The organism is Nitratireductor sp. ZSWI3 (genome assembly GCF_024655565.1).
Taxonomy (GTDB): Bacteria; Pseudomonadota; Alphaproteobacteria; order Rhizobiales; family Rhizobiaceae; genus Nitratireductor.
This window is the reverse complement of the sequence record NZ_JANKOF010000035.1, coordinates 31,594-43,506: the sequence shown is the minus strand read 5'-3', so window position 1 is coordinate 43,506 and position 11,913 is coordinate 31,594. Positions and strand designations below refer to the sequence as shown.

The following is an 11,913-nucleotide window of genomic DNA, read 5'->3' as shown; positions in this document are numbered from 1 at the left end:
GCGCCTATGTCGGCCGGCCGACATAGGCGCGCGGGGAGGTCGTGGATGGACCGCAAAACATTGCTTCTGGTTGGCGTTGCTCTGGCCGTGCTGCTGCTGATCGGCTTCGGCATCATTCCCTATCTGGATTAGGTGCTGCGGGAACCGTTTGCAATCGACGCCGTTAGCGATCCGTAAGGGCGGCCGTGTTCGCCAGAGGAGGAAATGGCCGGGCATGCCCTACGAAAGGAGGGACCGTCGTCATGAACAGGTATTCCTACATCGTCTCCACCGGCCTTGCTGTCCTGATGCTTGCCGGAACGCAGCTATGGGCGCAGGAGGGCGACCCGGCCGCGGGCAAGACCGTGTTCAACAAATGCCGCGCCTGTCACGAAGCGGAAACCGACAAGAACAAGGTCGGCCCGAGCCTGCTCGATGTGATCGACCGTACTGCAGGTTCCCTGGAATCGTTCAAAACCCGCTATTCGGCGAATATGCGCGAAGCGGGTGAGGAAGGGCTCGTCTGGAACGACGAGAACCTGACCGAATATCTGCGCGATCCGAAAGCCGTCATTCCGAAAGGCAAGATGGCGTTTCCCGGCCTGAAGAGCGACGAAGATATCGCCAATGTGATCGCCTATCTGAAGGCCGACCCGAAGCCGTAGAAAGCTGTCGTGAAACACCGGCGGCCTTGTTGCATCGGCGGATCATGTATTTGTTTGGCCCAAGCAAAACCCCGCCAAGCGGTTGGCTTGGCGGGGTTTTTGTTGTGTGGTTTGGTTGCGGGGGTGCGCAACCACCGATACCGACATTCGCTGATTGTTCCTTTATGACGGCCTCGCACCATGAGTCGTTTTTGTAAACCGATCATTATATGTCGTGTTTCGGGCCGTGGGCGGACCATCCGTTTTTCAGCGAAGAAGTTGAGTAAGCTGACCTAATACGGACACTCAATAGGTGGAGGGAAAGGGCTTGGGATCCAACGTTCTCCACCCAGCGACCCAAGCACTGCTATCCCACGGTGACCCCGAACAGCGCCCCGACCGCCGCTGTCGCGGCCATCGCGAGTGCTCCCCAAAGGGTGACCCTCGTCGCGCCACGCATGACGCCGGCGCCGCCGGCGGAGGCGCCTAGTCCACCGAGAACCGCGAGACCAAGGATCGTCGATGCCGCCACCAGAAGCGCGATTCTGCTTTCCGGCACGAACAGAGTGACGATCAGCGGAACAACTGCGCCGATGGCGAAGGTGAGCGCCGAAACCAGCGCTGCCTGGATCGGGCGAGCCGTCACGGTCTCGGAGATGCCGAGTTCGTCGCGCGCGTGCGATCCAAGCGCGTCGCGTTCGGTTAACTGGACTGCCACCTTCTCGGCCAGGTCGCGGTCGAGCCCCCGATCGACATAGATCCGGGTCAGTTCCTCGAGTTCTGCCTCAGGCGTTTCCGCGAGTTCGCGGGTCTCGCGGGCAATGTCCGCCCGTTCTGCATCCGTCTGCGAACTGACTGAGACGTATTCGCCCGCTGCCATGGACATTGCTCCCGCTACAAGCCCTGCAAGCCCCGCGATCAACACCTCGGGCTTTCCGGACCCCGCCGCTGCGACGCCGACGACGAGGCTCGAGGTTGAGACGAGACCGTCGTTGGCTCCGAGAACGGCTGCCCGTAGCCAGCCGATGCGATGCACCATGTGAATTTCTGAATGCGAGAGGCGGCTCAAGGCGTGGCTCCTTCGGGGATGTCGGCCTGCCCCGAGGAGACAGACTGCGGTTTCGATGCTGCAGGTTCATGGGGCGCGATGCGCAGGGCACGCAGGGCGTTCAGGATCACGGCGACATCGATCACCTCCTGCAAGAGCGCGCCCTGCACCGGAGTGAGGTAGCCGTAGGCAGCGGCAATCATACCGAGAACGGAGAGACCGATCCCCGCAACGACGCTTTCGACGGCGATACGGCGCGAGGTCCGTGCGATCTCGATTCCCGGACCAAGTCTGTCGATCCGGTCGACGAGGAGCACGACGTCGGCCGCCTCGGCCGAAGCGGCGGCACCCCGCGCACCCATGGCGACCCCCACATCAGCAGCCGCCAGAGCGGGCGCGTCGTTTACCCCGTCGCCCACCATCATGACAGGCCCGTTCTTGCGCTCGGTAAGAACCAGCAGAACCTTCTGATCGGGTGTCAGGCCGGCCCGCAGACCGTCGAGACCGAGGCCCTCGGTCACGCGCTCTGCCACGTCCACGCGATCGCCGGTGGCGAGCAGAATTCGCGAAATGCCTTCACGGCGCAGCCCGTCAAGCATGGCGCCCGCGCCCTCGCGAAGCGGATCTGACATGATGAGGTGCCCCGCCAAATGGCCGTCGACTGCAACCGCGACGAGGACCGAACCGGCGGCCATGGCTGGATGATCGCCCGGCCGCCGTCCAACGCGGGACGCCACGAAGCCGTCGCCGCCGACGATGACCTTGCGGCCCTCGACGTGGCCCACGACGCCTTCGCCCGGGATCTCTGCCACCTCTGACGGAACGGGCAGCGAGAAGCCCCGCGCCTTCGCGGCGGCGACGATGGCCTGCGCCACAGGATGCTTCGAAGCCTGGTCGAGCGCGGCGGCGAGCCGCAGGATATCGTCTTCGCCCATGCCGTCGTGGCTGTCGATCGAGACGATCTGAGGGCGGCCGTCCGTCAGCGTGCCGGTCTTGTCGAGGATCAGCGTGCGGATGCGGGCCATGGTCTCGAGCGGCCCCGACCCCTTGATCAGCACACCGAAATGCGTCGCACGCGAGAGACCGGCCACAAGGGCGACCGGTACGGCGAGGATCAGCGGACAGGGCGTGGCCACGACCAGCACGGCGACGGCCCGGATAGGATCGCCGGTGAACGACCAGGCGGCGAAAGCGATGCTGATCGTGACCGCGAGGAAGCCCAGCGACCAGCGGTCGGCCAACCGCGACATTGGCGCCTTCGAGCGCTGGGCCTCCTCGACCAACCGGACAATCCCGGCATAGGTACTGTCCTTCGCGGAGCGCGTTGCCGAGAGGTCGAAGGTCTCGCCCGCGTTGGTCGAACCGCTCATGGCCTCGGCTCCGCGTGCCAGCCGGACCGGCAGGGACTCGCCCGTAAGCGCCGATGTATCGACGAAGGCCGTTTCGGACGCCACCGTGCCGTCCACCGGCACGACGTCGCCCTGCCGGATCAGCAGGCGATCGCCGGGGGCGATCTCATCGAGCGGCACATCCTCCAGCCCGCCATTTCGATGTCGGGTTGCCGTCCTGGGCACGCGGGACAGGAGGTCGTGCATCTCGCGCCGCGCACGACCCTCGGCGAAAGCTTCGAGAAAGGTGCCACCGGAATACATCACCGCAACGACCGCCGCCGCGAGCGTCTCGCCGAAGACGAGCGCCGCAGACATGGACAGCGCTGCAACTATATCCAGCCCGACCTCGCCGCGGCCGATGCTGCGGAGGATCTCGATTACGAGCGCGATCAGCGCGGGAACGACCCCGGCGATCCAGGTGATATTCGCTATGTTGGGTTGGCCGCCAAAGTAGAATGCAAGTCCCGCGATTAGACCGGTCACGGCCAGCAGCAGAATGACGGTCTTTAGGCGATCGGTGCGGGTGGTTTCCATGCGGCTCATCTTTCCCCGGCGGAGGCGATTGCCGCTGGCTCTTCTGAGAAAAGTCGTCCGACTCCCACGCCCCTTGTGCTCCCGTCATCATCGCGCAGCAGGAACAGGGCGTCGAGCCCGTGTTTTCTTGCAAGTGGTGCCCCTCTGTCAGCTCCGAGCACCATGAGCGCGGTCGCCCAGGCATCGGCCTCGACACAACTCCGTGCAACGACGGTGACCGATGCCGGCGAGGTGAGCATGGGCGCGCCGCGGCCCGGATCCATGGTGTGCGACAGGCGGCGACCCTGCACGTCGACCCAGTGGCGATAGTCGCCCGAAGTGGCCACGGCTGCGTCCTGAAGGGTGAGGATGGAATGGGGTACGCGGCGCTCGGAGTCCGGAGCCTCTACCGCAATCGTCCATGCTTTCTGACCTGGCCGAAGCCCAAGCGCACGCATCTCGCCGTCAATCCCGACAAGGCCGGCCTTGATCCCATGGCACTGCAGTGTATTGGCCAGCCGGTCAACGCCGTAGCCCTTGGCGATCCCGTTCAGATCGATGTCGACGGGCACAAGTTTGCGGACGCTGGTCTCGCCGATTTCGAACGCCTCGTGCGCGGGCACCCGACCTGCGGTCATCGCAGCGTGAATGCGGTCCGGTGCCGCGGCTTCCGGCCCGAAGCCCCAGGCGGTCACAGCGTCGCCCATGCCGATGTCGAAGGCTCCGCCCGAGGCGCGCCCGATCTCGAGCCCGCGTTGCAGAACCTCCCTCAGCCGGTCCGGTGCCGCCACCCATACGCCAACCGGCGCTGCGTTGAGGCGCATCAGGTCGCTATCGGGATTCCAGGTGGACATCTGCCCGTCCACCTCGTCGACGGCTGCCTGCATCGCGGCGCGGACCGGCTCCGGATCGAAACCCGTCTGCGCAAAGAACAGGGCCGACCATCGCGTTCCCATGGTCGGGCCGTTCAGCGCGTGACGTACCGGCTCAGTAGACATCTTCGACATACCGCCCCTCCGCCTTGAGCACCGCGGGCGTCAGCCCGACGGGCGCAAGGATCTCGGCCAGCGCGTCGGCGACCCCTGCGGCCATGTCGCGCCCACCGCAGACCATGACGCGCGCGCCGTCGCGGATCAGCCGGGCGAGTTCGGCCGTGTCGCCGCGCAGTGCGTCCTGGACGTAGTGGGGTCGCGCGCCCCGCGAGACCGCCGTGACGAGCCGGGCAAGGCGACCGTCTTCCTGCCAGACGGGCATCTCCTCACCGTAGAAGAAGTCACTGTCCGGATGGCGCATACCGAAGTAGAGATGGATGGGACGCCGCCGCGCATTGCCGCGCACGAATCCCGCCAGCGGCCCGACACCCGTACCGGCGCCGATCAGGATGAGCGGCGTGCGGCTCCGTCCCGGCTGGAAACCCGGATTGCGGCGCAGGAAAGCGGTCACCGTGTCGCCGGGTGCCAGCGCGGTCAGTTGACTGGAGCAGAGGCCCCCCGGATGCTTCCTGACTACGATTTCGACAAATCCGTCGCGGCGCGCCGAGGCGAGCGAGTAGAGGCGGGGCACGGGCGATCCCTCGGGCATAATGCCTATCAGGTCGCCTGCGGCGAAGCGCGCGAAGCCCGCTCCGGTCAGCCGCTGCCAGATCGTGGCGCGCGGCAGAGCGAAGCGCAAGATCGCGGTCGGCGCCTGCACCTCGGCGCCGTAGTCGCGCCGCGAGATCAGGGTAAGCGTCTCGGTTGCGGGCGGAACGGGCTGATGGGCGAGTTCCAGATCGATCCCCAGCGCCTCCCCAAGGGCGCGCCCCCAGCGCGCGAAGTCCTGCGGCGACTGCCGGTCGATCGTGTCGAATGGCAAGAGTTCCGCCCAGCCCTTCGCCTCGGCCGCCGCAGCGACGTCTTGCGCGAAGGCGCAATAGGCGGGGAAGCTTCGATCGCCGAAGCCGAGAACGGCCAGGGCCGAGCTGGGGGCGCGATCAAGTGCGGACAGTCGGTCGAGGAAGCCTTTGGCCGAGGCCGGCGCGTTGCCGTCGCCATAGGTAGCGGCCAGCATGATGATTTGTTCAGCGCGAGCATAACGCGCGGGCGCGAAGCCGGACATAGGCGCGACGTGGACACTCTGTCCGGCATCGGTCAATGCAGCATGAAGTGTCGCGGCGAAGCCCCAGGTACTGCCGCCTTCGCTGCCGACGAGCAGGATCGTATCGGCCCGTCCGGCCGGCTGGTTTCCGCGAATGCGCGGGCGTCCGCGCCGCGCCGCCAGCCAGACCAACACACCCGTTGCGCCCATCGCGGGAACGCCGAGCGCCATGATCCCCAATACCAGCCCGAGCGTTGCCGCGCCCTGGCCCGTGTGCAGCATGTAGATGGTTTCCGAGACGCGTTCCCATCCGGTCAGGTCGGACCAGTTCAGAAGCGCCCCCGTACCCTGATCGAGATACCCGGTGCCCTGGTCCGTCTTCAGAGTGAAGACATCGGTGGCGTCGCCGGGATAGGGAAAACTCAGCTCGCGAAGTTCTGCTACGGGCGTGTCGCCAAGCACCGCCAAATTGGCGAGGGCCACGCCCATCTCACCGCTCACCGCAGTCGGGAAGGCCGGTGTGGCGCCTCCATCGGGCAGCAGATCGAAGGTGGAGGCCGTCATCCACAATGCGGTGGCTGACGACAGGAAAAGGCCGAGCACCGCGATCCGGGCGATCTCGACATGCAGCCGGCCTGATAGCGGCCCGCGCAGCCGCGTGAACCAGTGCGGCCAGCCCCCCGCACGCCGCGCAACCAGCGCCGTCCCGGACAACGACAGGACGAGCATCGCCGCGGCCCCCGCCGCCATCGCGATGCGGCCCCCATCTCCGAGGAAGAGCGAGCGGTGGAGGTTCGTGAGCCAGCGCTCGATCTGATTGGGGTCGGCGGAAGCCACACCCTGGCCCGTCGCGGGATCGATCACAGCTGAGCCGGGCGCGCCACCATCGAACCAATAGGCGGTGATCCGCCCCGAGGGGCCCCGCCGGATCTGCTCGACACCGGGATATGCGGCCTGGATGCGGGTGGCGAGTTCGGCCACGCTCAATCCCTTCTCCGCCTGTGGCGCACCAAGGCGCTCCGCCGCCGGAAAAACGGAAAGCGCCGCGCCGCTAAGCGCCAGTACGGTAACGAGAGCCAGGGCGAAAAGCCCTGGCCAGCGGTGAAAGGCACGGATCATGGCCTCGTCTCCATCACATGCTGTAGCCGAAGCTGGCGACGTAGCGGCGCCCGCTCACCGGATTGTCCGCACCTTCCGAGGTAAGCGGCACGGCCACCTCGTTCGGGCTGTCGCGCATGTTCTCGACCGCCGCATCGACGTGCAGCGTGTAACCGGCATCAAAAAGCGCATCCGCGAGATCCAGAGTGATCTCGAGCGTCCGCCCGGCTCCGACGCTGGCGCCGGTGATGCCGTTGATCTGTGCCGGATCGCCGCCTGTCGCGCGGTACCAGTCGGTGAGGTGCTCATAGTATTTGGATTTGCCGCCCGCCATCCAGAGACTGCCGGCATACGCGCCGGAAGGGTCGGTGACATAAAGGGCGAGATAGGCACCGTCGCCGCCATAGTTGTTGAGCGTGGTTGTCAGCGTAACCGGGCGCGCCATGGCAATGCCGGGTATCGTGAGCGCCGTCGTGAGCGCGAGAGCGGCCAGTAGGGATTTCATGAGATCGTTCCTTTTCCGGGAAACTGGAGTGTCGGACCTGCGTCAGTTCACCTGAACTTTCGGCGGCGTGCCGCTGCCGAAGAGCCCGTTCTGCGGCGGCGATATGGTGCCGGCCGGCGCCGGATTGCGCGCGGGGTTGCCGCTATCGTCATCATCATCATCATCATCATCGTCATCGTCATCGCCGCCGAAGGTGCGCGCGCGTCGGTATTCGCGATCGTCGTCATCGTCGTTGTCGTCACTGACGAACATGAGCGGCACGGCTTCCTCTTCGGCATCTGCTATCGCCGAGATGGACCGGGTGATGCCGTCGGTCATGGCACGCATGGCACCCCATGCGGGCAATCCGACGGCCGCAGTCAGTGCCGTCGAGGCAACAAGAAGGGTAAGAGTTCTTTTCATGGCAGGGTCTCCTTTCGTCTGCTGCGAGTTATCTGGCCCCACCACCTGAGGCTTTCCTGACAGAGACGCGGTTTTCGCTTCAGCTTGTCGTCAGGGACAGAAAGTTCCGCTGATGGACGCCGGGATAGGAAATGCCTGCGGATGTCCGCGCGAACCAAAAGGCCGGCTGGACCAGCCGGCCTGCTTCTGAATTTACGAAGTGATTGCCGCGCTCTACGGTCAGTTGGCTAGGTGCGGAAAACTTCCCGCATGTCCGCCGACAACGCGCAGACAGATGAGGGCGTGCGGTTGCCCGCCCCCATGTTCAAGGGAGCTAATCACTGCCGAAGGGTGTCCTCGGTCGAACCGGCGCCGTCAGAAGGGCTCGCCTCGTCCATGTCCCGCTCAACGCCGGAACTGACGAGAATGGCCGCCGGATAGAGTATTTCGGCATCTCCGGTTTCGTGCCAGACGACCCGCTCCGCGAGGCGCGATATGTCAGACCGATCCTGCTGTTGCGCTGCGGCAAATAGCTCAACCAGTGCGATTACGACCTCTTCTTGACCGCCCAGGATTCCAGCGAGTTCTGCTCGTAGGTCCATCGTTCCGCGCGCGGGCCAACTGGTCATCGTGCCCGACACGGCCGTTTCGGCAAATCCCAGAAGCGGCAAGACTACGGCTTCTTCAGTCTCGTTATGCCGACGCAGAAGATCTGCCGCGGCGCGAGCCGCGGTTCCGATCTGGCCCGGTACGCCGGCGGCATCCTCGAGTTGCATGAGGAAATCCTCGTGAGCGGCACTTAAGACATAAGGTGTTGCCGAAGGGGCCGCGGAAGCCGTCGTGGCAATCGCGCATACGACGGCGGCAGCAGTAAACAAGGCTTTCATGATCTTCTCCTTTGCTCGGTACCGGACAGGCTGGGAACACTCCTGTGTGAACGGATTTCCATGCCGCCGGCACGATCATCGTGGATGTGAGAGCTGAGAGCTACCTGACGGATGCGCGGTTTTGGCTTCAGCTTGCCGTCAGGAAGGGCAAAAGCCCCGCCGGAGGGGTCGGCGGGGCTTCGTCCGGGGCAAAGGGGCCGGGACAGCCCCGGACAGTATCAGGAAATGTCTTCAGGCCCCGCGGAGCGCTTGGCGCCTGTCACCATCGAGCGGGCGAGGTTTTCGTGATGACGGAACGAGGCCAGCACGACGCCCCCGATGTGCAGCGCCACGAGGACGAGCAGAACGTTCGCGAGCGTCTCATGTATCTCCTTCAACGATCCCTCGGCTTGTCTCTCGCCGTATTCGGTTTCGTAGCCTTCCTCATCAGCGAAGGCCGGGGCGGTGATGTGGGGAAGATCGGACAATGCCGCCACTCGGCCAGGCTCTCCCATAAGCCAGCCGGTCAAAGCCGTACCGGACAAGGTCACCAGCAGCGCCACGACCATCGCCGCGCCCGCGGGATTGTGGCCGAGATAACGGCGTTCGCGTCCTCTCGCCATGTCTCCCAGATAGGAGAACGTGGCTGTCGGCCCGCGCAGAAACTGCGCAAAGCGGGCATAGCGGCTGCCGACAACACCCCAGGCCAATCGAAAGGCGATCAGACCCGCGACCGCGTAACCGGCGATCTCATGTATCGGCTGCAACTCATCCGCCGTCAGCCAGGCGATTGCAAAGGCGGCGACCAGGCTCCAGTGAAAGATCCGGATGAGCGGATCCCAAACGCGAACCATGGTCTTGGCTTCCTTGCCACTGGCTTTGGCGTGCCCGCCGATCGCGTCAGTCATTGCCCCGATCCTTCTTGTCTGAACGCGGACGATCGTCGACATCCTCATATTCGATGTCGATGACTTGAAGCGTCGCGGGATGCACCGTCACCTCAATCCGGCGACCTTCGGCATCGCTGCCGTTGATTTCGTAACAGCCATCGTCGATCTTGATCCGGCGCACGGTCCAGCCGTTCTCATCCGCAAGGCGGGCGACGGCTTCGCGCGGCTGCCAGTCGGCCATCGGCACGAAACAGTCGTCGTCCGCCAGCGCGACACCGGCCGGAAAGACCGCTAGAAAGCCAAGAATTGTCAATGTCTTCTTCATGGGCCAAACTCCTCGCTGCGGCCATCTTGAAGTAATTCATGCGCTGCGAAGCTGACGGCAGCCTGAAGGGGCTTGGCCCACCTACTTCAGCTTCATGTCAGCCGGACGGATCATGGAGGGTCATCGGGAAAGGACGAGGACGAGCATGCGGATCCTGCTGATCGAGGATGATACGGTTCTGGGGACCGCTGTGCGCGACCAGATCGCAGCCGATGGACAGTCGGTGGATTGGGTGACGCGCCTCGATGCGGCCGGCGATGCGGTGAAATCCACGTCCTACGACCTGATTCTGCTTGACCTGATGCTGCCTGACGGACGCGGCATCGGCTTTCTCAAGGCATTACGCGCCCGAGGGGATGTCACGCCGGTCATCATCCTGACCGCGCTCGATCAGGTGTCCGACCGGATAGAAGGATTGAACGCGGGCGCGGACGACTATCTCGTGAAGCCATTCGACCTTGCGGAATTGTCGGCCCGGATCGGCTCGGTGGCGCGACGCTATACCGGCAATCCAAATCCGATCATCACGCACGGCTCGCTCGACATCGATCTCTCATCGCGAAGCATCCATCGTGACGGCAAGCCGGTGCAACTGACCGCGCGCGAATGGGCCTTGTTCGAAGCCTTCCTCTCACGGCCCGGTCAACTCCTGTCCAAGGCGCAACTCGAAGAGAAGCTCTATGCCTTCGACGCCGAAGTGGAGAGCAATACCATCGAGGTGCATGTGAGCCGCCTGCGCAAGAAACTCGGAGCCGGAGTGATCGAGACCGAACGCGGTCTTGGCTATCGGCTGGGCAAGCCATGAATTGGCCCGCGAGCCTTCAGGGTCGGCTCGGCCTGTCGCTTGGGCTCGCGCTGACGGTGCTGTGGCTGCTGGCGGCGACGGTGACGGCCGTGATCGTCAGAGGCGATCTGGACGAGGTCTTCGACAGCGCCTTGCGAGAGACTGCGGAGCGCATCCTTCCGCTGGCGGTGACCGACATCGTCGGGCGGGAAGATCAGGGGGGGACGCAGCGGCTCGCGCCCATCCGGGAGCACGACGAGTACTTCACCTATCTCGTCCGCGATGGCGAGGGGCGGATCCTGTTGCAATCCCATGCGGCCGACCCCGCGGTGTTCCCGCCATACGATGGGTCCGGGTTTCACCAGACTGCCACCCACCGGCTCTACAGCGATGCGGCGCTTCAGGACACGATCCGGATCACCGTGGCCGAGCCGCTGGCCCATCGCGCTTCGGTGGCGCGGGAAATCCAGATGGGCCTCGGCCTGCCACTGCTGATCGTCCTTCCGGTAGCGCTTGCGGCTATTTTCCTGGCCGTCCGCTTCAGCCTCGATCCGCTGCGCCGGTTTCGTGAAAGACTCGGCGCTCGAGGCGCGCGCGACCTGTCAGAGGTCCCCGCCGACGACTTGCCGATAGAGATCGCCCCACTAGCCGGAACGCTGAACGGTCTGCTAAACCGATTGCACGACGCTTTCGAAGCCGAGCGAAGTTTTGCAGCGAATGCGGCTCATGAGTTGCGGACGCCGTTGGCGGGCGCGATAGCACAGGCACAGCGGCTGAGGACGGAGACGCACGAGCCGGCAACCGAAGCGCGTGCCACTGAGATCGAGGCAACGCTCAAGCGCCTGACTCGGCTTTCAGAACGCCTCATGCAGCTCGCGCGGGCCGAAGGCGGGCGGCTGCGGATGGACCGGAGCGCGGATCTGAGGGCAGTCGCCCGCCTGGTGGTGGACGATCTTGGGCGCGCCAGTGCGAAGGACCGCATCGCCCTGGATCTTCCCGACGCAGCTGTCATGTCAGACATGGACCCCGACGCCTTCGCCATCCTGTGCCGCAACCTCGTGGAGAACGCTCTCCGGCACGGAGCCGACAATACAACGGTCAACATTGCATTGACCTCCGACGGGCTGCTCTCCGTCGCGAATGACGGCCCGGTCTTGCCACGCCAAACACTCGACCGCCTGACGGCGCGCTTCGAGCGGGCGAACACTAGCACCGACGGCAGCGGGCTCGGCCTCACCATAGTCGCCGCCATCGCGGACCGTATCGGAAGTAGGCTCATTCTCGAGTCACCTCGTCCGGGTTTCTCTTCCGGATTCCAGGCGTCCCTAAGATTGCCGATAGATGGCTCCAACTTCTGGGCGAACAGCGATGCGTAGCAGGCGCAAAGTGCTGAAACGTCAGCAGTTTCGTGTC

The 11,913-nt window shown here is 64.8% G+C and carries 12 protein-coding genes; 3 read left to right on the top strand and 9 right to left on the bottom strand.

The annotated features are described in order from the left end of the window. Window positions 1–242 precede the first annotated feature (242 nt). Window positions 243–644 (top strand): cytochrome c family protein, encoded by a 402-nt coding sequence (locus NUU27_RS12785; RefSeq protein ID WP_374566717.1) that lies wholly within the window; start codon window positions 243–245, stop codon window positions 642–644. A 346-nt stretch (window positions 645–990) separates the two neighbouring features. Here the strand turns inward: NUU27_RS12785 and NUU27_RS12780 are convergent, their stop codons facing one another. The 9 genes from NUU27_RS12780 to NUU27_RS12740 all read right to left on the bottom strand — a co-directional run bounded on the left by NUU27_RS12780 (window position 991) and on the right by NUU27_RS12740 (window position 9,716). Further along, window positions 991–1,692, bottom strand: coding sequence for a VIT family protein (locus NUU27_RS12780; protein WP_257762496.1), 702 nt, complete (start codon window positions 1,690–1,692; stop codon window positions 991–993). Beyond that, window positions 1,689–3,596: a heavy metal translocating P-type ATPase gene (locus tag NUU27_RS12775; protein ID WP_257762495.1), complete on the bottom strand. Its 1,908-nt coding sequence runs from the start codon at window positions 3,594–3,596 to the stop codon at window positions 1,689–1,691. The genes NUU27_RS12780 and NUU27_RS12775 overlap by 4 nt, the downstream gene beginning before the upstream one ends. Window positions 3,597–3,601: 5 nt before the next feature. Next, window positions 3,602–4,582: an FAD:protein FMN transferase gene (locus tag NUU27_RS12770; RefSeq protein WP_257762494.1), complete on the bottom strand. Its 981-nt coding sequence runs from the start codon at window positions 4,580–4,582 to the stop codon at window positions 3,602–3,604. Next, on the bottom strand, window positions 4,563–6,770 hold the full coding sequence (locus NUU27_RS12765) for a PepSY domain-containing protein (protein WP_257762493.1): 2,208 nt from the start codon (window positions 6,768–6,770) through the stop codon (window positions 4,563–4,565). Before NUU27_RS12765 ends, NUU27_RS12770 begins: the two co-directional genes overlap by 20 nt. A gap of 13 nt (window positions 6,771–6,783) precedes the next feature. After that, window positions 6,784–7,254, bottom strand: coding sequence for a DUF2271 domain-containing protein (locus NUU27_RS12760; protein ID WP_257762492.1), 471 nt, complete (start codon window positions 7,252–7,254; stop codon window positions 6,784–6,786). A gap of 42 nt (window positions 7,255–7,296) precedes the next feature. Beyond that, window positions 7,297–7,572 (bottom strand): hypothetical protein, encoded by a 276-nt coding sequence (locus NUU27_RS12755; RefSeq protein ID WP_257762491.1) that lies wholly within the window; start codon window positions 7,570–7,572, stop codon window positions 7,297–7,299. A gap of 401 nt (window positions 7,573–7,973) precedes the next feature. Then, on the bottom strand, window positions 7,974–8,522 hold the full coding sequence (locus NUU27_RS12750; protein WP_257762490.1) for a hypothetical protein: 549 nt from the start codon (window positions 8,520–8,522) through the stop codon (window positions 7,974–7,976). Window positions 8,523–8,740: 218 nt separating this feature from the next. Then, a complete protein-coding gene (locus NUU27_RS12745; RefSeq protein WP_308219965.1) occupies window positions 8,741–9,451 on the bottom strand; it encodes a cytochrome b/b6 domain-containing protein in 711 nt (236 codons plus the stop codon). Then, complete coding sequence (locus tag NUU27_RS12740; RefSeq protein ID WP_257762489.1) at window positions 9,402–9,716, bottom strand: PepSY domain-containing protein; 315 nt, start codon at window positions 9,714–9,716, stop codon at window positions 9,402–9,404. Before NUU27_RS12740 ends, NUU27_RS12745 begins: the two co-directional genes overlap by 50 nt. Before the next feature lie 145 nt (window positions 9,717–9,861). Between NUU27_RS12740 and NUU27_RS12735 the strand changes: the two genes are divergently transcribed. Together NUU27_RS12735 and NUU27_RS12730 are read left to right on the top strand one after the other, a co-directional pair. Beyond that, window positions 9,862–10,521: a response regulator transcription factor gene (locus NUU27_RS12735; RefSeq protein WP_257762488.1), complete on the top strand. Its 660-nt coding sequence runs from the start codon at window positions 9,862–9,864 to the stop codon at window positions 10,519–10,521. Beyond that, window positions 10,518–11,876, top strand: a complete 1,359-nt coding sequence (locus NUU27_RS12730; protein WP_257762487.1) for a HAMP domain-containing sensor histidine kinase — start codon at window positions 10,518–10,520, stop codon at window positions 11,874–11,876. Before NUU27_RS12735 ends, NUU27_RS12730 begins: the two co-directional genes overlap by 4 nt. Window positions 11,877–11,913 lie beyond the last annotated feature (37 nt).